This window comes from Polynucleobacter sp. TUM22923, assembly GCF_030295705.1.
GTDB lineage: Bacteria > Pseudomonadota > Gammaproteobacteria > Burkholderiales > Burkholderiaceae > Polynucleobacter.
Map to the genome: position 1 here is coordinate 126,424 of NZ_AP027274.1, position 23,977 is coordinate 150,400.

General features: G+C 46.2%; 25 protein-coding genes. 11 read left to right on the forward strand and 14 right to left on the reverse strand.

The genetic code is table 11. From position 1 onward, the window contains the following. Window positions 1-27 precede the first annotated feature (27 nt). Genes QUD86_RS00725 through QUD86_RS00740 form a run of 4 tightly spaced genes read right to left on the reverse strand, consistent with a single transcriptional unit; the run spans window position 28 to window position 4,578 of the window. On the reverse strand, window positions 28-804 hold the full coding sequence (locus QUD86_RS00725; RefSeq protein WP_286297299.1) for a uracil-DNA glycosylase: 777 nt from the start codon (window positions 802-804) through the stop codon (window positions 28-30). Continuing rightward, on the reverse strand, window positions 804-2,588 hold the full coding sequence (locus tag QUD86_RS00730) for a M61 family metallopeptidase (protein WP_286297301.1): 1,785 nt from the start codon (window positions 2,586-2,588) through the stop codon (window positions 804-806). The genes QUD86_RS00725 and QUD86_RS00730 overlap by 1 nt, the downstream gene beginning before the upstream one ends. 6 nt (window positions 2,589-2,594) lie before the next feature. Next, window positions 2,595-3,311: a DsbC family protein gene (locus tag QUD86_RS00735; protein ID WP_286297303.1), complete on the reverse strand. Its 717-nt coding sequence runs from the start codon at window positions 3,309-3,311 to the stop codon at window positions 2,595-2,597. Next, the gene (locus QUD86_RS00740; RefSeq protein WP_286297304.1) at window positions 3,304-4,578 is read right to left on the reverse strand and encodes an FAD-dependent monooxygenase; all 1,275 of its coding nucleotides are present in this window, start codon (window positions 4,576-4,578) and stop codon (window positions 3,304-3,306) included. The genes QUD86_RS00735 and QUD86_RS00740 overlap by 8 nt, the downstream gene beginning before the upstream one ends. A gap of 39 nt (window positions 4,579-4,617) precedes the next feature. Between QUD86_RS00740 and ychF the strand changes: the two genes are divergently transcribed. Further along, window positions 4,618-5,712, forward strand: coding sequence for a redox-regulated ATPase YchF (gene ychF, locus QUD86_RS00745; RefSeq protein ID WP_286297306.1), 1,095 nt, complete (start codon window positions 4,618-4,620; stop codon window positions 5,710-5,712). Between the two features lie 83 nt (window positions 5,713-5,795). Here ychF and QUD86_RS00750 read toward each other — a convergent pair whose 3' ends face one another. Then, entirely contained in the window at window positions 5,796-6,143 is a 348-nt protein-coding gene (locus tag QUD86_RS00750; protein ID WP_286297309.1) for a hypothetical protein, read from the reverse strand. Window positions 6,144-6,273: 130 nt separating this feature from the next. Here QUD86_RS00750 and QUD86_RS00755 point away from each other — a divergent pair, with 130 nt between their 5' ends. Continuing rightward, the gene (locus tag QUD86_RS00755; RefSeq protein ID WP_286297311.1) at window positions 6,274-6,834 is read left to right on the forward strand and encodes a hypothetical protein; all 561 of its coding nucleotides are present in this window, start codon (window positions 6,274-6,276) and stop codon (window positions 6,832-6,834) included. On the opposite strand, the gene trpC is transcribed toward QUD86_RS00755, so the two are convergent. The 5 genes from trpC to rpe are packed head-to-tail and all read right to left on the reverse strand — an operon-like array spanning window position 6,823 to window position 11,444. After that, window positions 6,823-7,626 carry an indole-3-glycerol phosphate synthase TrpC gene (trpC, locus tag QUD86_RS00760; RefSeq protein WP_286297312.1) on the reverse strand — a complete coding sequence of 268 codons (804 nt, stop codon included), beginning with the start codon at window positions 7,624-7,626 and terminating at the stop codon, window positions 6,823-6,825. The two genes, QUD86_RS00755 and trpC, sit on opposite strands and share 12 nt — an antisense overlap. 12 nt (window positions 7,627-7,638) lie before the next feature. After that, window positions 7,639-8,661 (reverse strand): anthranilate phosphoribosyltransferase, encoded by a 1,023-nt coding sequence (gene trpD / locus QUD86_RS00765; protein ID WP_286297313.1) that lies wholly within the window; start codon window positions 8,659-8,661, stop codon window positions 7,639-7,641. A 2-nt stretch (window positions 8,662-8,663) separates the two neighbouring features. Then, a complete protein-coding gene (locus QUD86_RS00770) occupies window positions 8,664-9,230 on the reverse strand; it encodes an anthranilate synthase component II (protein ID WP_286297315.1) in 567 nt (188 codons plus the stop codon). Continuing rightward, window positions 9,214-10,719 (reverse strand): anthranilate synthase component I, encoded by a 1,506-nt coding sequence (gene trpE, locus QUD86_RS00775; RefSeq protein ID WP_286297317.1) that lies wholly within the window; start codon window positions 10,717-10,719, stop codon window positions 9,214-9,216. Before trpE ends, QUD86_RS00770 begins: the two co-directional genes overlap by 17 nt. Further along, window positions 10,719-11,444, reverse strand: coding sequence for a ribulose-phosphate 3-epimerase (rpe, locus tag QUD86_RS00780; protein ID WP_286297318.1), 726 nt, complete (start codon window positions 11,442-11,444; stop codon window positions 10,719-10,721). The genes trpE and rpe overlap by 1 nt, the downstream gene beginning before the upstream one ends. A 49-nt stretch (window positions 11,445-11,493) precedes the next feature. Here rpe and apaG point away from each other — a divergent pair, with 49 nt between their 5' ends. From apaG to QUD86_RS00795, 3 genes are all read left to right on the forward strand, one after another. Beyond that, complete coding sequence (apaG, locus tag QUD86_RS00785; RefSeq protein ID WP_286297319.1) at window positions 11,494-11,868, forward strand: Co2+/Mg2+ efflux facilitator ApaG/CorD; 375 nt, start codon at window positions 11,494-11,496, stop codon at window positions 11,866-11,868. Window positions 11,869-11,993: 125 nt separating this feature from the next. Further along, window positions 11,994-13,163, forward strand: a complete 1,170-nt coding sequence (gene mltA / locus QUD86_RS00790) for a murein transglycosylase A (protein ID WP_286297321.1) — start codon at window positions 11,994-11,996, stop codon at window positions 13,161-13,163. 25 nt (window positions 13,164-13,188) lie between these two features. Continuing rightward, window positions 13,189-13,965 carry an enoyl-CoA hydratase gene (locus QUD86_RS00795; RefSeq protein ID WP_286297322.1) on the forward strand — a complete coding sequence of 259 codons (777 nt, stop codon included), beginning with the start codon at window positions 13,189-13,191 and terminating at the stop codon, window positions 13,963-13,965. Between the two features lie 13 nt (window positions 13,966-13,978). Here QUD86_RS00795 and QUD86_RS00800 read toward each other — a convergent pair whose 3' ends face one another. The 4 genes from QUD86_RS00800 to bioA are packed head-to-tail and all read right to left on the reverse strand — an operon-like array spanning window position 13,979 to window position 18,504. Next, window positions 13,979-15,181: a M20 aminoacylase family protein gene (locus QUD86_RS00800; RefSeq protein WP_286297324.1), complete on the reverse strand. Its 1,203-nt coding sequence runs from the start codon at window positions 15,179-15,181 to the stop codon at window positions 13,979-13,981. A 19-nt stretch (window positions 15,182-15,200) separates the two neighbouring features. Beyond that, complete coding sequence (bioD, locus tag QUD86_RS00805; protein ID WP_286297326.1) at window positions 15,201-15,917, reverse strand: dethiobiotin synthase; 717 nt, start codon at window positions 15,915-15,917, stop codon at window positions 15,201-15,203. Between the two features lie 8 nt (window positions 15,918-15,925). Further along, entirely contained in the window at window positions 15,926-17,161 is a 1,236-nt protein-coding gene (locus tag QUD86_RS00810) for an aminotransferase class I/II-fold pyridoxal phosphate-dependent enzyme (protein ID WP_286297328.1), read from the reverse strand. Then, window positions 17,158-18,504 (reverse strand): adenosylmethionine--8-amino-7-oxononanoate transaminase, encoded by a 1,347-nt coding sequence (gene bioA / locus QUD86_RS00815; protein ID WP_286297330.1) that lies wholly within the window; start codon window positions 18,502-18,504, stop codon window positions 17,158-17,160. The genes QUD86_RS00810 and bioA overlap by 4 nt, the downstream gene beginning before the upstream one ends. Window positions 18,505-18,593: 89 nt before the next feature. On the opposite strand from bioA, the gene bioB reads away from it, so the two are divergent. The 6 genes from bioB (at window position 18,594) to QUD86_RS00845 (ending at window position 23,974) form a co-directional block, all read left to right on the forward strand. Further along, window positions 18,594-19,631, forward strand: a complete 1,038-nt coding sequence (gene bioB, locus QUD86_RS00820; RefSeq protein ID WP_286297332.1) for a biotin synthase BioB — start codon at window positions 18,594-18,596, stop codon at window positions 19,629-19,631. 14 nt (window positions 19,632-19,645) lie between these two features. Next, complete coding sequence (gene coq7 / locus QUD86_RS00825) at window positions 19,646-20,275, forward strand: 2-polyprenyl-3-methyl-6-methoxy-1,4-benzoquinone monooxygenase (protein ID WP_286297334.1); 630 nt, start codon at window positions 19,646-19,648, stop codon at window positions 20,273-20,275. A gap of 275 nt (window positions 20,276-20,550) precedes the next feature. Beyond that, window positions 20,551-20,979, forward strand: a complete 429-nt coding sequence (mraZ, locus tag QUD86_RS00830) for a division/cell wall cluster transcriptional repressor MraZ (RefSeq protein WP_286297336.1) — start codon at window positions 20,551-20,553, stop codon at window positions 20,977-20,979. 12 nt (window positions 20,980-20,991) lie between these two features. Continuing rightward, window positions 20,992-21,942: a 16S rRNA (cytosine(1402)-N(4))-methyltransferase RsmH gene (rsmH, locus tag QUD86_RS00835; RefSeq protein ID WP_286297339.1), complete on the forward strand. Its 951-nt coding sequence runs from the start codon at window positions 20,992-20,994 to the stop codon at window positions 21,940-21,942. Next, complete coding sequence (ftsL, locus tag QUD86_RS00840) at window positions 21,939-22,205, forward strand: cell division protein FtsL (protein WP_100379392.1); 267 nt, start codon at window positions 21,939-21,941, stop codon at window positions 22,203-22,205. The genes rsmH and ftsL overlap by 4 nt, the downstream gene beginning before the upstream one ends. After that, window positions 22,202-23,974: a peptidoglycan D,D-transpeptidase FtsI family protein gene (locus QUD86_RS00845; protein WP_286297343.1), complete on the forward strand. Its 1,773-nt coding sequence runs from the start codon at window positions 22,202-22,204 to the stop codon at window positions 23,972-23,974. The genes ftsL and QUD86_RS00845 overlap by 4 nt, the downstream gene beginning before the upstream one ends. Window positions 23,975-23,977: the final 3 nt, after the last annotated feature.

The following is a 23,977-nucleotide window of genomic DNA, read 5'->3' on the forward strand; positions in this document are numbered from 1 at the left end:
AGTAACTAACTGCAACTCATGAAGTGTTCAACTAAACAGCGAGCCTTGATCCGACGCACAGAGATCCTCGCCAGATTGGTTAACCCAGCATATTGGGCTCAGACCATGTTCTGTTAACCATGTATTGGCTTTTTTAAAATGCCCACAACTGGCTTTTCCATCAGGCTGTAAGAATGGCTGATCGGTTTTATACACCCCCAGTCCTGAGGGGTGGGAGGATTGCAGAATAAGCTGCTGAGATCCCGATTCAATAAGGGCTAGCTTGGACTGGGCGTGTCCGCCCCACAGCATCCAGACAAGATTTGGTTGGTACTTGACCAACTCAGCAATCAGTCGATCAATGAGCGATTTCCAACCCAAGTTTGCATGGCTTCCTGCTTCGCCTAATTTGACGCTCAGCGCGGTATTGAGCAGGAGTACGCCTTGCTTTGCCCAGTCATGCAAATCTCCACTAGAAAGAGCGCCAAAGCCCTCTAAGGCTAATGCTTTACGAATATTGCGAAGTGAGCTTGGGAATTGGCGAGAGTTGAGGGGAATGTGGCCGGGAACAGAAAAGGCCAAACCTTGAGCAAGGCCTGGCGAGTGATAGGGATCTTGACCCAGAATCACCACCTTGACATTAGAAAGGGCGGTCAGCGATAAGGCTTTGAAGAAATTCTGGGGCTCTGGCCTAATCAGGCTGCCTTCCAGATCAATTTCTGCTTGAAGCTTACTTTGTAGAGTTTGCCATTGGGTAGATTCAAAATAATCACCTAATAGACTGCGCCAATCTTCAGGAATATCTGCAGGAGAAAATGCCGTCATTAATGCGCTGCAGTAAAGTCATATTGTGTCGGCATTTGATTCTCTTCTAATGTAGTCATGCATTGATGCTCTAGATCGTCCCTATAAAAACTGATGGTGATAACTTGTTTGCTTACCAAACTAGATAAAACGGTATCGAGGCGGGCTGCAGTGATACGTTCGCCATTGATACTGGCAAGCAAGTCCCCAGGGGCAAGTCCGGCTAGTTGCGCTGCACCGCCATCAAGCACATGCGATATCTTGAGCCAGCCATTAACATCAACATGACGCATACCCAACTGAAGTTTCACTTTCTCTAGCTTGGTGTGTGCTTTTGTTTGAACTGAAATACAGTTTTGGTCAAACCATTTCTGTAGCGGAATATCTTCAACGCCAAAAATATAGCGAGTTTTAAAGGCGCTCCAGGTTTTATTAAAACCAGGCCCTAGCAATTCCACCATTAAGTCATCAAGACCATTCTCGGCAATACCATTGAGGGTGAGACCATGACGTTGCCAAATGAGGCGCATCAAATCATCCAGTGATTGTGTATTGAGGGTAAATATCCGAATTTGAAGATCAAGACCTAGGGCAAGCAATGCCCCTTTACCGTAGTAGCTTACTACTGCGTTGGGCGTGTTCTCATCTGCCTGGTAGTACTTCGTCCAGGCATCAAAAGAGCTATCAGCCAAACTTTGCTTATGTCTTCCAGGGCCTCGTAGAACGGCATTCCAATGATTGGCAACAAGCTTGAGATAGGTCTTCAGATCAATCCGTTTACTACGTAGCAGCTGTAGATCATCGTAGTAACTAGTAAAGCCTTCAAATAACCAAAGCAAGCGCGTATGGTTTCTGCGATTAAGTTGATAGGGTTGAAAGGCTTTAGCTTGAATGCGCTTTACAAGCCAAGCATGAAAATATTCATGACTACAAAGACCGAGGAACTCACGATAAGCAGTTTCATCTAAGGGTGTATGGATCTGTGGGATCTGATCGCGTCGACAGAGCAGGGCAGTGCTATCGCGATGTTCAAGACCGCCATAGCCAGCAAGTACAGCATTTACCAGAAACAGATAATTCTTAAACGGAGCCTGTTTTGATGTGGGCTCAAAAAGACTAATGGTGCACGTACAGATCGCTTGTAGATCGATTGCCAATCGCGCTAAATCAACCTCATGGATACATCCCTGAATCGCCATGCTATGGGATACGCCATTGGATTTCCAATGCGCAATCTGAAACACGCCCATAGCAATCGGATGATCAAGCAAATCATCATAATTTTTGGCAAGATAAAAGCCATAGCCTTGGCTATCAACCTTAGCTGCGCGCAAACTTGTCTGGACTGTCCAATCATTAGCAGATGCATCTTGAGGTGGCATCAGAATTAGGGCGCAAGGTAATAGCTCTTGACCCTTCACAAATAAACACAAACTACTAGCATTGATAAACGCACGATCAGCACCTAAATAAGCAGTGCGAACGGAGGAATCAAATGCATATACCGTAGTCAGAATTTCAACAGGGCCAACTACATTGGGTAAGCGCCACTGATCGTTATCAATGCGTTCAAGTGCTAGTTGTTGATTTGGCTTGTCAGCAACATATGCTTGAATGGTTTCAATATGTTTACTAAAGTCCCGAATTAAATAGCTTCCTGGAATCCAGCTTGGCATTTGGATGATCTGCCCGCCGGGAAGTGGATTGTCAATACGAAGCTTGACATGAAAGCGGTGACTATTTAAATCAGTTGACCAAATCGTATATTGAATAGCGGGCCAATCTGAGGGATGAGGGATTTTCATGATCAGTTACTTCAAACTACTAAATTTCTTTTCAATATCTACAATTTGTACTGCGCCCGGAAAGCGACTGCCATCAGTAAAGAAAAGGGTAGGCGTGCCTGTGATTCCATAGGTTTTTGCAAAGGCCATATTTTTGTCTAAGGGGGTTGTGCAGTCGCTCTTGCCACTAGGTGCGATGCCATTAATCATCCAGTCAACATAGGTTTTTTGCGGATCTGCAGAGCACCAAATTTGCTTAGACTTCTGTGCAGAGTCGGCGGATAAAATCGGAATCAAATAGGTATAGATTGTGACGTTATCTAGCTGCTGTAAGGATTTTTCGAGGCGCTTGCAATAGCCGCAGTTGGGATCTGAAAACACGGCAAGTTGCCTAGTTCCATTGCCTCGTACGGCTTTTAAGGCATTGGCTGGCAATAGCTCAGACCATTTAATTCGATTCAGATCAGCCTGTCTTTGCTCGGTAATGTTTTTGCCGCTAGCAAGCTCAATAATTTCACCTTGAATCAGGTATTTTGCGTTGGTATCGGTATAAAACACCTCGTTACCAACCATGACTTCATAGATGCCGGTAATCGGTGAGGCGCTCACGCTCTTAATCTTGGTATTGGCGCCAATCTTTTTTTGAAGTTCAGACTTAATCTGTTGCTCAGATTGTGCATGTAGAGGCCCCACAGAAAAGAGGAGTGCACATACAGCAGCAAGGTTAAAAAATAGTTTATTCAAGATTAATATCTCCAAGGGCGCGTTCAATCAGACTCCGTTTTATAAAGTGACTGCGATTCACTATGCCTAGACCCCAGTTGCGTAACTGACGCTCTGTCGCACTGCTGGCCGAGAATAATTTTTTGAGTTTATCGGTTACCCACAAGAGGGCGCTAGTGTCACCTTGACGTTGTCGCTCATATCGACGCAACAACACCTGATCATTGAGCAACCGAAAGGATTCTCGTTTGCCAATAATCTGCAGCAGGCTCGCTACATCTCTCAAGCCTAAATTTAAACCTTGTCCTGCAAGTGGATGGATGACATGAGCAGCATCACCGATAAGTACTACCTGTGGATTTTCTGCTGGCCCAATGAATCGATCCGCCTTCATTTTCTTGAGTGGAAAGGTAGCTACTTTCGAGTGTAGCGTTAAGACGCCTAACTGCGCTACGAGCGCACCCTGAGCAATATTGGAAAACGCTTCAGTCCAAGCTGCTTGATCTAGCGTTAAAAGATGATTTGCGTTTTCAGTAGAGGTAGACCACACCATTGAGACTTGTTTGTTTGGAAGGGGCAGCATAGCGACAATGTCACCGCCAGGTAAAAACCATTGGTAGGCAGTTTCAAGGTGGGCACGTGTGCAAGTCCAGTTGGCCACTACTGCATTTTGCGAGTAGCTTTCTTCGCTAATCGAAATGCCTAATTCATTTCGCATGGGGGAGTTTGACCCATCAGCTGCAATAACCAGCCGTGCATGAACCTCAGAACCATTCGCAAGGTGTAAGTCCACCCCATGGGAAAGGATTGCTATTTTCTCTACAGATGCATTCACGCGTTCCAATTTATTTTGAAAGCGCGATGCCTGATCTAATGTGTGCTCAATTAAGTTGGCTTCCCCGATCCAAGCAAGCTGGGGTACGCCTGCTTCAAAAGCAGAAAGATGTAGTTGATCTTGTTTATCGCCGCGGTCACCAAAAATTTTCATATCTCTGACTGCCTGTAGGCGTCGATGATCGAGTGCGTCCCAGAGTTGTAAATGGGATAGTAGTTTTTGGGTGCCTGGTGAAAAGGCATAAATGCGCTGACCCCATTGATCGCCATGAGGCTCAGGAACGGCAGATCCAAGGTCAGGCGCTATCTGAATAGTTTGAAGGCCTAGCCGCGCTAAACCCAGCGCGCATGCCTTGCCGACGATGCCGCCTCCCACTACGGCAACATCAACCACCCTTAATTGGGCAGTTTTTTTTGGTAATTCACTAGGAATATTTTGGCGCGCTTCTGACATATCTCGATGATATCGAAAGTAGCCCTTTACAATAGCCTCATGTCTTTAAAATGTGGCATCGTCGGCCTGCCTAACGTCGGCAAATCTACCCTCTTTAACGCGCTTACCAAGGCTGGGATCGCGGCGGAAAACTATCCTTTCTGCACGATCGAGCCTAATGTAGGCGTAGTAGAGGTTCCTGACCCCCGTCTGGCCGCTTTGGCTGAGATAGTCAAACCTGAGCGAATATTGCCCGCTGCAGTCGAGTTTGTCGATATTGCGGGCTTGGTGGCCGGCGCCTCCAAAGGTGAGGGGCTTGGTAACCAATTCTTGGCTAATATTCGTGAAACCGACGCTATTACTCATGTTGTGCGTTGCTTTGAAGACGCGAACATCATTCACGTCGCAGGCAAGATTGATCCGATTGCCGATATTGGGGTTATTGACACCGAGCTAGCCTTATCTGACCTAGCTACCGTTGAAAAAACACTCAATCGCTCTAGTAAGGCTGCCAAGTCTGGTAACGATAAAGATGCGGCTGCCTTGGTTGCTGTCTTGACTAAGGTTCAGGCTCATCTTGATCAAGCACTACCTGTGCGCAGCATGGATTTGACGGAAGACGAACACCTTCTTATTAAGCCGCTTTGCCTTATTACTGCAAAACCTGCCATGTACGTTGCCAATGTCAAAGAAGATGGTTTTACAAATAACCCGCACCTTGATGCCGTAAAAGAGCATGCTGCCAAAGAGGGTGCACCAGTAGTGGCGGTATGCGCCGCTATTGAGGCTGAAATCGCCGACTTGGACGATGCAGACAAAGTAGAGTTTTTAGCTGACCTAGGCATGCAAGAGCCGGGCTTAGATCGCGTGATTCGGGCCGGATATGACCTATTGGGTCTGCAGACTTACTTTACCGCTGGCGTAAAAGAAGTTCGGGCATGGACGATTCACAAAGGGGACACCGGACCTCAGGCTGCTGGAGTCATTCATACAGATTTTGAGCGGGGATTTATTCGCGCGCAAACGATTGCTTATGAGGATTTCATTCAGTTCAAAGGGGAGTCTGGAGCCAAAGAGGCCGGTAAGATGCGCGCCGAAGGCAAAGAGTATGTCGTTAAAGATGGCGACGTATTGAATTTCCTTTTTAACGTCTAAATCCACCTGCGACCACATTAAAAAAGCCCTCAATAGGGCTTTTTTAGTTTAATACCCCAAGTAGGGGAAAGAATAGGTCCAAATTAAGCTGCTTTAGCAGCCTTTTCTAGACATTTAGAAACTTCTTCATAGCGCTTTAAAGCTATTTTAGAGGGGAGCACCTCTTTTTTGCGGCCATCATCATTGCTCACCATCTTGATGTAACCCATAGCACTCAGATTTTTTAGACGCCCATGGAGAGTGGCTTGCGATCCAAGCTCAGACAAGGAGATAAGGTCACCCACCAACAGCGATTGTTTGGCATGAAATCCCACAACAACTTTATTGAGTAATTCTTGCTCGGTGCTGTCGAGTTTTTTCCCTGGATTCATTCGATCTAAAGCATCGAGTAAATTGAGAAAGCGTAAATAGGAGGATTTTGGTTTGTTCATTAAAGGAGATTTTATGTGATTTTTGTCTAAAAAAACATGATTTAAATCACTAGCTATAGAGCTATCAGTATAAACCCTTGCCCTAATAGGTCAACGATATGTTTTCATAAATTAATCCATACTGATAGTAATGACAAAATTATTACCAGATTGGCTAGCGGCTATCTGCATCAGTTTGCTTGCCTATAGCATATTGTTTTATCTCAATAATTGGCTTACCCAGCACTTATCCTTTAGCTTTGGAGTGAATTGGATTTACCTTCCTGCAGGGCTCAGACTATTCCTGGTCTTAATCTTTGGTTTTCCAGGGGCGCTTGGCATTGTGCTGGGCTCATTTTTTATTAGCTACACGGGTGAGAATCCACCCGACCTCACAAGCTGTATTGGGATTGGTTTGATTTCAGGGTTTGCGCCTTATTTGGCCAGAGTGTTTGTACTAAACAATATTCAAGTTACACCCGATATGAGCAATTTCAGCCTACCTAAGCTATCTGCTTGTATTTTGATCTTTTCTTTATTAAGTGCGGGCTTGCATCAGTGGTGGTTTGCTATTCGGGGATTTGATGATGCGGGTACTTTTAACCACTTCATAGCGATGTTGGTTGGCGATATCCTTGGAACTATTTTATTGATCGCGGTAATTAAATATGGATTAGATTTAGTGCGACCAATAAATCGCTTAATTAAATAACTCACCTAGCGCAGCCCCAGGATCAGTAGCGCGCATCAATGCCTCGCCCACCAAAAAGGCGTTGATATGATGATCACGCATTAATTGAACATCCGCACGATTCATAATTCCAGATTCTGTCACGATCGTTTTATCAGCAGGCACCATCGACAATAATGTCAAAGTGGTCTGAAGCGTGACTTCAAAAGTTTTTAAATTACGATTATTGATGCCGAGCAGTGGAGTCTTGAGATCCAAGGCCTGCTCTAATTCAGGTGCGCTGTGTACTTCCACCAGCACATCCAAGCCGAGCTCATGGGCGCAGGCTTCTAATTCCCGCATTTGATTGCGTTCTAGGCAGGCCACTATTAATAAAATGGCATCTGCACCTAGCACTCTAGCTTCATAAATTTGATAAGGATCAATCGTGAAGTCTTTGCGTAAAACGGGGATGCTGCAGGCCGCACGTGCAGCCTGTAAATAAGCGTTCGCCCCTTGAAAATAATCCTTATCCGTTAGAACCGATAAACAGGCGGCGCCATTATTGGCATAAGACTGTGCAATTTCTGCTGGATGAAAGTGCTCCCGCAAGACGCCTTTACTGGGACTTGCTTTTTTAATCTCGGCAATAACGCCCGCTTTGCCAGAGATGATTTTCTGATGGATTGAGTGAATAAAACCCCGTGGCCTCAAAGTCTCGTCACGGTTATTTTCTTCGGCTTGCTCACGCTGGTTAGCAAGGGATATTTTTTTGGAGTCTATAGCAATTTCCACTTTTTTAGTGGAAACAATTTTTTCGAGAATATCACTCATCAGGGGCTTTAATTATTTTTGGGTAGCTACAACAAATTGATCAAGTTTTTGGCGTGCTGCACCAGAGGCAATAGCCGCTTTCGCTATTTCAATACCACTAGCAATACTGGGGGCGATGTCGGCAACATACAGCACTGCTCCTGCATTTAGGCAAACAATATCGCTTGCTGGGCCAGGGATTTTGTTGAGCACGTCTAAGACGATAGCTTTGGATTCCGCTGCATTGCTAACTTTGAAGCTATTAGTTAACGCAGTGCTTAGGCCAAAGTCTTGCGGATGAATTTCATATTCACGTACAAGACCATCCTTAAGTTCGCCCACCAAAGTAGGGCCCTCGAGTGAGATCTCATCTAAACCGTCGAGACCATACACCACAAGAGCATGATCCATTCCCATGGCTTGCAATACCCGAATCTGAATACCAACCAAGTCTGCATGAAATACCCCCATCAAGATACGCTTGGCATCTGCTGGATTGGTAAGCGGCCCTAGAATATTAAAAATAGTGCGCACGCCTAAATCTTTACGAATCGGTGCAACATTTTTCATTGCCGGGTGATGGTTGGGTGCAAACATAAAGCCTGCCCCGGTTTGAGCGATGCATTGCGCTACTTGTACCGGCGAAAGTGTCAGGTTTACGCCAAGTGATTCCAAAATGTCAGCACTGCCTGATTTGCTGCTCACACTGCGATTACCATGCTTGGCAATCTTTGCGCCTGCAGCAGCAGCAACAAACATCGCTGCTGTAGAAATATTAAAGGTATGGGCGCCATCACCGCCGGTACCAACCACATCTACTAAGTTAGTCCTATCCTCAATATGTACTGGGGTGGCAAACTCACGCATCACCTGAGCAGCAGCCGTAATTTCACCAACGGTTTCTTGTTTGGTACGTAGGGCGACTAATAAGCCAGCCACTAATGTTGGCGGTATTTCACCGCTCATGATGAGGCGCATTATTGCGGTCATTTCATCATGAGAAAGCTCGTGATGCTCAATGCAGCGTTGTAATGCTTGTTGAGGACTAATAGGCATAGTTATTTCGTTTGCAAAAAATTCTTGAGTAGGGCGTGGCCATGCTCAGAAAGAATAGACTCTGGATGAAATTGCACGCCTTCCACTGCGAGCTCACGATGCCGTACACCCATGATTTCTCCATCTGAGGAGGTGGCAGTAATTTCTAGCACCTCTGGCAAGGAACTTTTCTCAATAGCTAGGGAGTGATAGCGAGTTACTTTAAATGGGCTTGGAAGGTTCTTAAATACACCAACGCCACTATGGTGAATATCATCTGTCTTGCCATGCATTACTTTTTGGGCGCGAATAATCTTGCCACCAAAAGCCTCGCCAATCGCTTGGTGCCCAAGACAAACTCCTAGAATTGGAATATGCCCTGCATAACGCTTGATTGTTTCTACGGAGATGCCTGCTTCTGTTGGACTACACGGTCCAGGGGAAATACAAATACGCGCAGGATTGATATTGGCGATTTCTTTAACGCTAATCTCATCGTTACGAAACACTCTAACTTCTTCGCCTAGTTCTGCAAAATATTGCACTAGGTTATAAGTAAACGAGTCATAGTTATCAATCATGAGGAGCATCGAGTCCTCCTTGCACTAAATCAGCTGCCATTAATACGGCACGCGCTTTGGCCTCAGTTTCTTTCCACTCAGCAGTAGGGTCAGAGTCAGCAACAACACCCGCACCTGCTTGAGAGTGCAACATACCGTTTCGGATAACGCCTGTACGAATCGCAATCGCGACATCCATGTCGCCAGAAAAGGAGAGGTAACCCACAGCACCACCATAGACCCCACGTTTTACTACTTCCATTTCATCAATAATTTCCATCGCCCGAATTTTAGGGGCGCCAGATAAAGTTCCAGCAGGGAAGGTGGCGCGTAAAACATCCATATTGCTCATATTGTCCAGCAATTCACCTTCTACTGAACTGACAATATGCTGCACATGAGAATATTTTTCGATCGACATGGAATCCGTTAGTTTGACAGTTCCCGTTTTAGCAATGCGGCCTACATCGTTGCGTGCTAAATCAATGAGCATGACGTGCTCTGCAATTTCTTTAGGATCGGCAAGCAACTCTTTGGCTAGGCGATCATCCTCTTCGGGCGAGGTACCGCGTGGACGTGTTCCTGCTAGCGGCCGAATGGTGACAATTTTTTCACCTTCACGATTTTCTTGGCGCACCAGTATTTCTGGGGATGAACCCACAATCTGCATTTCACCAAAATCATAAAAGTACATATAGGGCGATGGATTTAAAGAGCGCAATGCTCTATATAAAGCCAAAGGCGAATCAGTGAAAGGCTTACTAATCCGTTGGCCAATGACAACTTGCATGCAATCACCAGCCAAAATATATTCTTTGGTTTTTAGTACAGCGCGTTCATAGTCGGCCGCCTTGAATTGGCGGATTAATTCAGTTTTAGTACTAGGTAGTGAAGCGGGTATAGTCACCGGCTTAGTGAGGCAGGCTAATATTTCTTTTAACCTAGCTTGGCCCTGATTAAAGCTATCAGCAATATCAGGATTGGCATAAACGATAAGGTAAATACGGCCTGCGACGTTATCGATGACTGCCAGCTCTTCTGTCAGCATTAGCTGAATATCAGGCACACCTAATTCGTCAGGAAGCTGGTGCTTGGCTAAGCGAGATTCGATATAGCGAACCGTGTCATATCCAAAATAACCGGCTAGACCTCCGCAGAAGCGGGGTAAGCCAGGCTGCACGGCAACCTTAAAGCGTTTAAAAAAAGCATCTACAAAATCTAAAGGATTGTCATGATTCGTTTCAATGACTTGCCCATTAAGTAAGACCTCAGTAACTGGGGCATCTGGTGTGCCGATCGTTCTTAAAATCGTTTTAGCTGGCAGCCCAATAAAAGAAAAGCGGCCAAAGCGTTCTCCACCTAAAACAGATTCTAGAAGATAGGTATTCTTTTGGCCGAAGGCTTGCGTCAGTTTGACGTAAAGAGACAGCGGCGTCTCTAAATCCGCCAATACTTCTTTTACTAAGGGGATGCGATTAAAGCCCTGCTTTGCAAGCGCTAGAAATTCTTCATGCTGCATTACGCAATTCCTGAGTTCGCTAGTTCTGAACGCATAGCATCAATCACGGAAGCATAATTTTTGTTTCCAAAGATTGCGGAGCCAGCAACAAAGGTATCAGCCCCTGCTTTAGCGACCTGAGCGATGTTGTCGACTTTAATGCCGCCATCTACTTCTAGACGAATATGCCGCCCAGTCTCTGCTTGGTAGCGATCTAAGCGTGCGCGTACTTGTGTGATTTTGTTCAGCGTACTGGGAATAAAGGATTGCCCACCGAAGCCCGGGTTTACAGACATCAGGAGCACTAAATCTAATAACTCTAAGGTGTGATCCAAATGATCAAGGGGGGTGGCGGGATTGAAGACCAGTCCGGCCTGACAGCCTTGGTCGCGAATCAAATTCAATGTGCGATTGACGTGCGGACTTGCCTCGGGATGAAAGCTAATGAGGTTTGCCCCGGCTTTAGCAAAATCGGGAACAAGACGGTCTACCGGCTCAACCATTAAGTGCACATCAATCATGGCTGGTTTGCCATCTTTTGTAGCATGCGGCCTAATTGCCTCGCACACCAACGGCCCAATGGTGAGGTTGGGAACGTAGTGGTTATCCATCACATCAAAGTGAATCCAGTCTGCGCCCGCCAAAAGAACGTCTTGAACTTCTTTACCAAGGCAGGCAAAGTCAGCCGACAAAATAGAGGGGGCAATAAGAAATTGGGTATTTGAAGCTGATTTCTGGATATCCATACCTAGATTCTAGCTTGCAGTTGGCTTCGGGATAGCGCAGAATTCGAGCATGAATCCTCACGAAATCACGATTACGGTCAAAACTCAGTACCTACCGGAACAGTCTGACCCCGAGAATAGGCAATTTGCCTTTGCTTACACTGTCACCATACGGAATGCTGGCACAGCTAATGTGCAGCTCATTGGCCGCCATTGGTTCATTACGGATGGCGACAATGACGTAAAAGAGGTCCGCGGGCTGGGCGTTGTAGGGCAGCAACCGCTTCTGAGGCCTGGTGAGCAGTTTGAGTACACCAGCTGGGCTACTTTACCTACGCCAGCGGGAACCATGCGGGGTGAGTTCTTTTGCGTTACTGAAGAAGCTCAGTTTTTCCAGGCGCCTATTCTAGAATTTGCTCTAGTAATGCCTAGAACCTTGCATTAATACCCTAGAAAAGCTATTTTTTGCCCTTACCGGTCCAAAGGACAATGAAGAGTAGTAACGCTAAAGCCAGGCCACCTTCTAAGACAAATAGGATCATTGGGTATTCATCGAGTACATTGGCAATCATGATTTTTATATCCAAACTATTGAGTAATAAAGCAGATTTTGCCTGGAGCAAGCAAACCCTAGCTCGAAGTGTATTCGCTATTGCTCTTGCTAGCATGATCATCGGCTGCATGAGTCCTCCTACGCGAGGACCGGGATCTTCCCGCTCAAGCAGCAGCCCCCCAGCAGCTTATAGCTCCCCCATCGCTCAATTTCAGGCGGTGTCATGGCAAGCTTTACCTGGCTGGCAGCAAGATGACCTTACCTCCGCTTGGCCAGCCTGGCTCAAGAGCTGTGAAGCCTTACGAAAGCGCAATAGCGAGATTCATTGGCGCCAAGTTTGTATGCAAGCGAGCAACATTTCAGTGCGGGATGATGACGCAATCCGTCAGTATTTTGAGGCGAATTTCCAGGCCTATGAGATCCGTAATAGCGCCAATGGAAATGAGACAGGCTTAGTTACTGGTTATTACGAGCCAGTGTTAAATGGCTCTCAGACCCGAACTGCCACTTACACTGTTCCGCTCTATGCCTATCCCCCTTCGTGGAAAAGTTCAAAGCCCAGCCCTGCACCACCCCGCTCAGAATTGATGAGCTCAGGAATCTTGCGTGGATCTGAAATTGCTTGGGTAAAAGATCCTGTGGAGGCTGCTTTTATGCAAATTCAAGGATCTGGAAAAATTCGCTTAGATGATGGCCGCGTGCTGCGTTTAGCTTATGCCGGGACGAATGATCAGCCCTTCAAGTCTTTTGCACAGTGGTTGCTTGATCGTAAGGAAATCACCCGTAGTGAGGCAACCATGCAGGGTATTTCAGCATGGGCCAAGCGAAACCCCGGTCGAGTCGAAGAGATGCTGAATGCCAACCCTAGATTTGTTTTCTTTAAAGAGCTTCCCGGTAAGGTGAGTGCTGATCTGGGGCCCATTGGTGCGCTAGGCGTACCGCTCACGAGTGAGCGCAGTATTGCCGTAGACTTAAGAGCGCTTCCACTAGGAGCGCCGGTCTTTTTAAGTACGACAAGACCCTTAAGTAAGCAAGCCTTGCAGAAACTTGTCATGGCGCAAGATACTGGTAAGGCTATTGTGGGTGGGGTGAGGGCAGACTACTATTGGGGTTCGGGAGATGCTGCTGGCGAATTGGCTGGGCGCATGAAACAGGATGGCAAGATGTGGTTATTGTTACCACGTTAAATGAGTACCTATTGGAAAGAGATACATGAGCTACAACACCATATTGACTGAAGTAGAGGGCAAGGTTGCCATCATTACTTTAAATCGCCCTCAGGTTTTGAATGCCCTAAACGATGAGTTGATGGATGAACTAGGTGCGGCGATGTTGGGCTTCGATGCGGATGATGGTATCGGCTGCATCATTGTGACGGGTAGTGAAAAAGCATTTGCTGCTGGCGCTGATATTGCAGCGATGGCAAAGTATGGATTTCAGGATGTCTATCGCGGCGATTTTATTTCGCGCAACTGGGAACAAATTAAGCAGGTTCGCAAGCCGGTGATTGCGGCAGTATCTGGTTACGCTCTTGGTGGCGGATGTGAATTAGCGATGATGTGCGACACCATCATGGCTGCCGATAGCGCAAAATTTGCACAGCCAGAAGTAAAGTTAGGCATTATTCCTGGCGCTGGTGGCACGCAGCGTCTTACGCGTGCAGTGTCAAAGGCCAAGGCTATGGATCTTGCTCTGACTGGTCGCATGATGGATGCTGTCGAAGCGGAACGTGCAGGTTTGGTTGCCCGTATTTTCCCGCAAGCTGATTTTCTAACAGAAGTAAAAGCGATTGCAAAAACAATTGCTGATATGCCTTTGATCACAGCGATGATGGTCAAGGAATCTATCAACGCGGCTTATGAAACTACCTTGTCTGAAGGTATTCGTTTTGAGCGTCGGTTATTTCATGCTTGTTTTGCTACAAACGATCAAAAAGAGGGGATGACAGCGTTTATAGAAAAGCGTCCAGCCAAATTTACAAACTCTTAAAAATGCTTGTTACTTAGAGCGCCTCTTTCGCTAAGTAACGTTGAGCTAGCTTGACCCAGTAGCTCACACCAACCGGAATCAGGGCGTCATTAAAGTCATAAGAGGGGTTGTGAAGATGGCATGGACCCATGCCATGACCAACGGAGCGATGATCCCCATCTCCATTCCCTAAAAACACATAACAACCGGGTTTCTCCAACAACATAAATGCAAAATCTTCTGCACCCATAGTTGGATCGATCGATGTATTGACATTTTGAGGGCCCACTAATTCAACCATGACCTCACTTGCAAATTGCACTTCTCGATCATGGTTAATGAGTGGTGGATAGCTTCTGACAAAACCAACCTCAGCCTGGCAATCAAAAGCGCTAGCAATGTTATGAGAAATCTCTTTAAGCCTTTGCTCAATCAGATCGAGCACTTCTAGCGTAAAAGTGCGAACTGTACCGCCGATAAAAGCGCTATCAGGGATCACATTATTAGTCTTGCCGGCATTAAATTGCGTCACCGATAAAACAGCAGCATCTATAGGGCGTTTATTGCGTGTAATGATGCTTTGTAGGGCTTGCACCACTTGGGTTCCAGCAAGTAGCGGATCTGCACTATTGTGCGGAAGGGCGGCATGCCCCCCTTTTCCTCTAATCGTAATTTCAAAGCTATTACTAGAGGCCATCATCGGTCCTGAGGTGACTCCAAAGTGCCCCTCAGCAAGTCCAGGCCAATTATGTAAACCAAAGACTGCGTCACATGGAAATTGCTCAAAGAGACCATCTTGAATCATTGCTTGAGCACCAGCACCACCCTCTTCTGCTGGCTGAAAAATGAAAATCACTGTGCCCTTAAAGTCACGATGATTTGAGAGATATTGTGCGGCACCCAAGAGCATGGCGGTGTGGCCATCATGACCGCAAGCGTGCATCTTGCCGGGGTTTTTTGAAGTATGTTCAAAGGCATTATGTTCTTGCAGCGGCAAGGCATCCATGTCGGCACGTAAGCCAATTATTTTGCCGGCACCGAAGTCGCCTTCCAGCTTACCAACAACACCTGTTTTTCCGAGCCCCCGAAATACCGTAATTCCCCAGCTAGAAAGTGCCTCTGCAACTAAGTCAGAGGTACGGTTTTCTTCAAAACGCAGTTCGGGATGGGCATGAATATTGCGTCGGATTTCTTGTATCGCTGCTGCAGAGTCGATAATTTCTGGAAGTAATCGCATGGCTTTATCTTATCCGAATTTACTGGGGCAGCCTTATATACTGCGCAGCAAAATGTAAGGCATCCATGGAGTAGGGGCTATTCGCCTGCTTCTGGAATGTTTGTGGAAGGCTGGGAATAACGCCTAGGAAGGGTGCAAAGATTCGATCTTTCAAAGTCTGGATGTTTTCTTCTAAAAACGGCATTTCCTCAGAAAGGGTATTTGCAACCCATCCCGCAATACTGAGTTGTCTAGATTGAATAGCTTCACAAGTAAGTAATGCGTGATTAATACAGCCTAAACGCATTCCGACCACCAGAATGACCGGCAAATCGATCGCTTGGGCCAAATCACCCAAATCTTCTTGGCTGTTAAGGGGCACTAAAAAACCACCAGCACCTTCCACTACTACAGCGTCAAACTGAGTTGTAAGTACTCCTAGGGCATCGAGAATGACAGCGCAATCTAGGCGGATATCCTGTTCTTTAGCTACTAAATGTGGAGCCGCCGGCTCATCTAGGACATAAGGACAAAGCACATGCTCTCGTGAGTTTAGTCCTGAGGCCAAACTTAATGTTTCTACATCTTCATTGCATTTTTGACCACTAGCATCGATATAAGTTCCAGCAGCTACCGGTTTAAAACCAGCCGATATTTGACCGGCTTCTTTTAACTTCAAAATAAGGGCGCCCGCTACTAAGGTTTTACCAATTTCGGTATCCGTGCCAGTGATAAAAAAACCAGTTGATAGATTCATAAGAGAACTCAAGATTGAGACCCCTTAATAACTTTTTGCTCGATGATTTTTAACGTATGGATGAGCTCAGATAGATCTTCAATACTATGATTAGCAGAGAAGGTCACTCTTAAACGTGCGCTCCCAATAGGAACGGTCGGCGGACGAATCGCTGGAATCCAATAACCCGCCTCATCTAGTAACTTCGCTGCCGCCAAAGCATTGGCATTGCTGCCCAAAATAATCGGTTGAATAGCGGTGCATGAAGGCACTTTTTCCCAATGAGAAAAATGCATCTCTTGATGCCAAACGGTAATCAGTTGATTTAACTGTTGACGACGACGTATTCCCTCTGGACCTTCGATTAGTTCGAGACTTTTTAAAACGGTATGTGCAATAGCTGGTGGTGTTGCAGTACTGTAAATGTAGGGGCGACCCTTTTGAATCAGCCATTCAACAAATGGAGCGGAGGCACAAACAAAAGCGCCACTCACGCCGGCTGCTTTTCCGAGCGTACCAATATAAATAATGCGCTCTGAATGGACATTAAATTGCTCAAGAATGCCATGCCCATGTTGACCAAGAGCCCCAAAACCATGGGCATCATCAATCAGTAGAAGAGCGTTATGCTGGTTGGCGATTTCAATGAGCTTGCTCACTGGCGCAATATCCCCGTCCATACTAAAAACGCCGTCAAGCACAATAATCTTGAGTGAATGCCTATCCTTACTGAGCATTACATCTAGCGCATCTAGATTTTGATGATCAAAAATGGCCACGGTTGCTTTTGTTTGTGCACTAGCGAGACGTACGCCATCAATCAGTGAGGCATGATTGAGTGCCGCTGAATAAATGCTGACATCACCAGAAGCAGCAAGTCGAACCAAGCCAGTAATAGCGGCCATATTAGCAAGATAGCCAGTGCTAAAAAAAAGCGCCCGTGTATTTGGAATATGTTGACTCTGAAAAGAGGCTAATTTTTTCTCCAGCAAATCGTGAGCGATGCTATGACCGCTAATGAGATGAGATGCGCCGCTGCCAACACCATATTGCTTTGCGCCCTGTGCTAGGGCCTCGACTAAATTTGGGTGATTCGCTAAGCCCAAATAATCATTGCTACAAAATGCTTTGAGCTGACGATCATCAATGGTGATTTCGACATCGCAGGCTGACTTTGTGGTGCGCAGCTTGCGCTTTAACAACTTCGAATCTAGATCATCAATCTGATCTTTCGCCATCTGCAGCGCACTAAATTTCTGACTCATAGCAGCGTCCGATTTAAAGCACTGTGGACTGATTTACCCATCTGAATTGTTTCTTCTTGAGACAAGATATAAGGGGGCATCACATAAATCGTATTGCTAATAGGTCTGATCAAGATACCCTCCTGAATACTGGCTGAGAACATCTCGCGAGCAAAATGCGCTTGGCTTTGAAGAACATGCGGCTTGATATCAAAAGCAAGGATCATGCCTTGCTGGCGCCAATGCTCGATGCGCTCATCCTCTTTAGCCCAAGCAAATGCTTTAGCAAGGTCACTGCTACGTCCAATATTATTTTGAAGTACAGATTCTGTTTCGAAAATTGCTAAACAGGCCAAGGCGGCTGCGCAAGCGAGAGGATTTCCAGTGTAAGAGTGCGAATGCAAAAAACCTTGTTGAGTTTTATCTCCATAAAATGCTTGATAAATTTTGTCAGTAGTCATGGAGAGCGATAGCGGTAGATATCCGCCGCTAATCCCTTTAGATAATGTCAAGAAGTCTGGCCATATCCCTGCATGCTCACAGGCAAAGAATTTTCCAGTACGTCCACAGCCTACCGCAATTTCATCAGCGATGAGATGGATATCAAACTTATCGCAAAGGGCTCTGACGATACGTAGGTATTCAGGTGAGTGCATCGCCATCTGCCCAGCACATTGCACTAACGGCTCAACAATGATGGCGGCAATATTGGCATGCTCAACTTCCAGTAGTTCTTCTAATTTTTTTGCTGCCTGTCTCGCAATCTCATCGGCGTCCTCACCCAGTGTTGCTTTGCGGGCATCGGGCGATGGTATGGTGAATACGCTTTGTAACAATGCACCATAAGCATCTCGGAAGATAGCCACATCAGTTACCGCTAGTGCGCCCAGTGTTTCGCCGTGATAGCCATTTTGTAGGCAAACAAACTTTTGTTTATTGGGTTGATTGCCCAGTCGCCAAAAATGGTGACTCATCTTGAGGGCAATTTCTACGGCAGAGGCGCCATCAGATGCATAAAAAACATGACCTAGATTCCCCTTGGTCAAAGCGGCTAACTTTTCTGATAGCTCCACTACCGGTGGATGAGTGAACCCTGCCAACATGACATGTTCAATTTTTTCGAGTTGATCGGTAATGGCTTGATTGATGCGAGGATTGGAGTGCCCGAATAAATTAGTCCACCAAGAGCTAATGCAATCGAGTAGTGGGCTATCTTTTTCATCGAAAAGCCATGCCCCTTTTCCTCTGGTGATGGCAATCAATGGAAAAGACTCATGATGTTTCATTTGGGTGCAGGGATGCCAAACAGCATCCTGGCTACGCGCAACTAACGGCGTTTGATTAGAGTTGGTAATAACCTTCATGTTTAGTATTTGACCACTAGTTTTTCCTAATTTGCGCCCGTATCTGTTATGTTTATGGCTTAAATTGATCTATTTTCTGGAATTCGACTATGCCAGCTACTCAAATTGCTGAAAAAACCCTTACTCAAGTGCAGTCTAAAGCGGATTTGTATCGGGAGCTTGATGCATCTGGGCCTTGGAGTGTTTCCCAGATCGAGGCCCTGTTTGCGTTGCCATTTAGTGAGCTGATGTTTCGGGCGCAAGAAGTGCATCGATTGAGCTTTCCTGATGGCGATGTCGAATTGGCTACCTTACTCTCTATTAAAACTGGGGGGTGCCCTGAGGATTGCAGCTACTGCCCACAAGCTGCCCGCTACGACACAGATGTTAAGGCCAATAAATTAATGGATTTAGACGAGGTCTTAGATGCTGCGCGAGCTGCGAAGGCTGCGGGCTCTAATCGTTTTTGCATGGGTGCTGCTTGGCGCGAGCCTAAGGATCGGGATATCGAAAAAGTAGCCGCCATGATTAAGGGTGTAAAAGCGTTAGGTCTAGAAACCTGCGCCACACTAGGAATGCTAGAAGCCAGTCAGGCTCTGGCGCTTCAGGAGGCGGGTTTAGATTTTTATAATCATAATTTAGACACAAGTGAAGACTTTTATCGTTCAGTCATTTCAACCCGAGGCTATCAAGATCGTTTGGATACGATAGCTAATGTACGTACTGCGGGTATGTCAGTTTGCTGCGGTGGCATTGTTGGGATGGGTGAAACTCGAGAGCAGCGTGCCGCTTTTTTGGCGCGCCTTGCCAACTTAAACCCCTATCCTGAGTCTGTTCCGATCAATCATTTAGTGCCTGTCGCAGGCACGCCTCTAGAGCATCAACAACCCCTAGACCCTTTGGAATTTGTTAGAACAATCGCGGTAGCTCGGATTACGATGCCGCGGGCACGGGTGCGTTTATCTGCAGGTCGCCAAGAGATGGGAAGAGCGGTTCAAGCGATGTGTTTTCAGGCTGGAGCTAACTCTATTTTCTATGGTGAGCAACTACTTACTACCGGTAATCCAGAGGCTGAGCAGGACCGCGCGCTTTTGGCTGATCTTGGACTAAAGACGAAGCAAAGTTCAAAAGCAGAAGTTTTAATCTAAGAGTACGATCAGCTATGGCTTTTGTTGACCGTCTCATTATGGAGTTCGATACTGCGCTTCGGTCGATGGCGGGCGGGGCTCATGCCCACCGGCCTATGCCAGGATCAAATGCCTATTCAGCTGATCAACTTGAAACTGCTGATCGAGAGCATTCTGCTGGGCTGATGCGGGTAAATCATGTAGGCGAAGTCTGTGCCCAGGCGCTGTACCAAGCTCAAAAATTACTGGCTCGTAGGGGTGAAATTCAGCAAATGCTGAGCGATTCTGCGCAAGAGGAGATGGATCATTTAGCTTGGTGTGAAATTCGCTTGAAAGAGCTTGGCTCACACACGAGTTACCTTAATCCTATTTGGTATGCAGGATCTTTTGCAATCGGTATCGTGGCTGGCTTAGCGGGCGATAAGTGGAGCTTGGGCTTTGTAGCCGAGACTGAAAAACAGGTAGAAAATCACTTAGAAAGTCACCTTCACAAATTACCCCAACAGGACCATCGTTCGCGCGCTATCGTGGACCAAATGCGTGAAGATGAAATTGAGCATGGTCGGGCGGCAATTTCTGCTGGTGGAGAACCTCTGCCGGAGCCAATTAAAAAAATTATGCAGGCTGTTTCTACATTGATGACTAAAACTGCTTACAGAATCTAATGCTAAATAGTTGGCAGTTTCATTTTGAAGACCAATTACTGTTTATCAATACAGTACATTTACCAGTTATTTCCCTAAATAGCTAAGATTTATCCTTAAGTGTATATTCCAAGTGACTGTTTCAGATAGTATTTTTACAATCACTATTTTATGAACACATCACGCTAAGTCTTTGTAATCAATAGATAATTTCCTAAAAAAGACCCAAAAAGACTTGACCCTCTTATAACGATCCTCTAAAGTGGGAGGAAGTGTGAAAAAGTGGGGTTAAATCAGTGTTTCAAGGTGCGTCAGCTCTCAATTTAGATGCAAAAGGCCGCATGTCTGTGCCGGCAAAGCATCGTGACGCCTTGTTAGTTCAAGGCGAGGGTCGCATTACGCTCACGAAACACCCTGATGGATGCCTACTTTTATTCCCACGCCCCGAGTGGGAAGCATTTCGTTCTCGCGTTGCCCAATTGCCAATGGATGCCCACTGGTGGCGTCGCATATTTTTAGGTAACGCTGCTGAAATAGATTTGGATGGTGCTGGAAGAATTTTAGTCAGCCCTGAATTGCGTTCTGCAGCAGGGATTGAAAAAGAAGTGATGTTGCTAGGCATGGGTAGCCATCTGGAATTGTGGGATGCAGCGACCTATGCTGCAAAAGAGCAGGCTGCCATTGCGCAAGGTATGCCTGAAGCGTTAAAGCAATTTAATTTTTGATGACAGGGTGTCATGAATACAACTCATCGCCCAGTACTACTGGCCGAGGCGGTGACAGCACTAATCAGCGGCCCACTCATCACCAGTCACAGCACAACAGAAAATCTCATCTTGATCGATGGGACTTTTGGGCGTGGTGGGCATACAAAGGCATTGCTGGCCCAACTTCCTTCCAGTGCGAAAATGATTGCATTCGACAAGGATTTGGATGCGATCGCAGTAGCTCAGCAAATCAACGATCAGCGATTACATATCGTGCACGATAGCTTTGCGCAGATGGATCAGTATGCAGAGCCAGGATCCGTCGATGGTATTTTGTTGGATCTCGGCATCAGCTCTCCACAAGTAGACGAGGCGCATCGGGGCTTTTCATTTCGCCGAGAGGGTCCGTTAGATATGCGGATGAATACGGACCAAGGCCTAACTGCTGCGCAGTGGTTGGAACAAGCATCCCCAGAAGAAATCACCCATGTGATTAAGACCTATGGCGAAGAGCGTTTTGCATTTCAAATTGCAAAAGCAATTGTGGCTAAGCGTGAAGCAGGGTTGGCACCAAAAACAACTTTAGAGCTAGCAACTTTAGTTGCAAGCGTAGTTCGAACCCGAGAAGCTGGACAAGATCCTGCTACAAGAACCTTTCAAGCCTTACGTATTTTTATAAATCGTGAATTAGAAGATCTCGAACGGGGATTAAAGGCCGCGCTTACCTTGCTAAAGCCGGGCGCAAGACTGGCAGTAATTAGCTTTCATTCTCTAGAAGATCGTATTGTTAAACAATTTTTACAGACCCACTCTAAAGTAGAGATTCCTCGAGGTCTACCGGTACGCGATAGGGATTTGCCGCAAAGTGAATTGGCCATTATTGGGCGAATTAAACCAAGTACTGATGAGGTGCGCGAAAATCCTCGTGCTCGTTCAGCCATTATGCGAGTAGCCGAAAAGAGATTAGGAGCAACAGCTTGAATCGGGCAACCTTTACACTGCTTGCGCTACTGTTGATTTGCGCCCTGTCTTTGGTAGCTTCACAGCAACGTGCGCGAAAATTATTTATCGCATTAGAGCGTGCGCAAATTGAAGAGCGCAAACTAAATCAAGATTGGTTACGTTTGGAGTATGAACAACGCAACCTATCAAAGTCCGCCAGAATTCGTGATGTAGCTCGTAACCAATTACACATGGTGCCAATTTCTCCTGAGCGTACCTTGTATCTGAAGGAAGCAAGATGAGGCCAGTTGGATTTTCAACGACGCCAAATTTAGTACTGCGTCTTCCAATGTGGCGTTCACGCCTCATGTTGTTTCTATTGTTCTTCGTCTTCATGATGTTGCTTATTCGCGCCTTTTGGATTCAAGGCCCTGGAAATGCATTTTATGAAGCCAAAGGTGTGCGTGGTACACAGCGAGAGTTAGAGCTACCAGCCTCTCGGGGAAAAATCTTAGATCGCAATGGGCAAGTAATCGCAACGAGCTTAGAGGCAAAGTCGATTATTGCTTATAACGATACTGTTCCAGACGACCTATCGGTTGAGAAGATTCGTGAGTTGGCCGGCCTCTTACAAATGGGTGAGGCAGAATTACGTAAAAAACTAAAAGAAGAACGCAAGCAAATTTTCTTAAAGCGTCAAGTTGATCCAGTAGTGGCGCAGAAAATTAAGCAATTAGAAATTCCAGGTATTGGCTTAAACAACGAATACCGCCGTTTTTATCCTGAAGGTGAGGCGATGGCGCACGTTGTGGGCTTCACCAATGTCGAGGATCGTGGGCAGGAGGGGATGGAGCTCTCCCGAGAAAAAGAATTAGCTGGGCATCCTGGCCAAAGAAGAGTGGTGGTTGACCGTTTAGGGCGCGTAGTTGAGGATGTCGCTATTTTGCAATTACCGCAGAACGGTAAGGATCTGCAACTTTCTATCGATAGCAAAATTCAATTCTTAGCTTACAACGCAGTTAAAAATGCTGTCGAGCAGCATCGTGCCAGTGCAGGTGGTGCTGTAGTACTAGACACTCAGACAGGGGAAATTTTAGCGTTGGCAAATTACCCAAGCTATAACCCAAATGATCGTAGAAAACTAACCGGCGAACAATTACGTAATCGGGTGTTGACCGATACATTTGAACCTGGTTCAACAATGAAGCCACTTACGATTGCCATTGCTTTGGAAAAGGGTGCCGTTACACCAACAACAAATATGGTGATAGGTGCAAAGTATTTGGTCGGGCCTAAGCCAATTACCGATACCCATCCCTATAGCAATTTAACAATCTCCCAAATTATTCAGAAATCAAGCAATATTGGGACAGCGAAAATTGCGATGAATAATCTCTCGGCAGAAGAGATGTGGAATTTTTACACCTCTGTTGGTATGGGGCAGGCTCCAAAGATTGGCTTTCCTGGTGCAGTTGCTGGAACAGTGCATCCCTTTAAAAAATGGATGCCGACAGACCAGGCGCGAATCGCCTTTGGATATGGCATCTCCGGTTCGCTATTCCAGGTTGCTCGTTCCTATACGATTTTTGCACGTGATGGCGAGTTAGTTCCCTTAACGATTGAGAGAAGTCCAGACTTTAAGCCGGGAACACATGTGATTTCTGCTAAGACTGCGATTGAGATGCGCAGCATGATGGAATCTGTGACGGAGCCAGGTGGTACGGCAATTAAGGCGCAGGCTGAAGGTTATCGCGTGGGTGGAAAGACGGGTACGGCACATAAGTTGGTAGGCAAGGGCTACGGTAATAAATATCGCGCTTATTTTGTTGGACTTGCACCTATCAGTGCGCCACGTATTGTTGTAGCAGTCATGATCGATGAACCTACGGGCGGGAGTCACTATGGTGGTGATGTTGCTGCACCCGTATTTTCAACGATCGTTAGTGAAACCTTACGTTCCTTAAATATTCTGCCAGATAGCAATACAAGGCAAGCCTCATTAGACGGAAAAATTCCTAGCGATATTCAAAGTGCTGCCATGAAGACGCAGCCAGTGGTTCTTAAAAGATGATGG